Raw genomic sequence first — 300 nt, 5'->3', positions numbered from 1 at the left:
CCATGTGCGGAACGCCCGCGTCACTATCAAATTGAAATCGACTATACTGGGAAATCAAATCCATGTCACTATCAAAATAGTATGGACGACATCAATTCGTGCGATGACCCGTGTCCGATCGCGCGCAGCCTGGCTGTCGCGGGCGACGCGTGGAGCATCCTTATCTTGCGCGACGCCCACGCGGGTCTGACGCGCTTCGACCAGTTCCGCAAAAGTCTGGGCATAGCGCCGACGATGCTGACGCGGCGTCTGGCCGCGCTGGCGGAACAAGGTCTATTGGAGAAACGCCGCTATTCGGAG

At 58.0% G+C, this 300-nt stretch carries 1 protein-coding gene; it reads left to right on the top strand.

Features of this window, described 5'->3' with window-relative positions; all coding sequences use genetic code 11:
- Positions 1-81 precede the first annotated feature (81 nt).
- Positions 82-300: winged helix-turn-helix transcriptional regulator (locus tag SB753_RS36190; RefSeq protein ID WP_410804919.1), on the top strand; the 219-nt coding region annotated here is incomplete at its 3' end.

Origin of the sequence: Paraburkholderia sp. SIMBA_053 (assembly GCF_046534895.1) — a bacterium.
Lineage (GTDB): Bacteria > Pseudomonadota > Gammaproteobacteria > Burkholderiales > Burkholderiaceae > Paraburkholderia > Paraburkholderia caledonica.
This window is presented reverse-complemented; position numbering and strand designations above follow the sequence as displayed.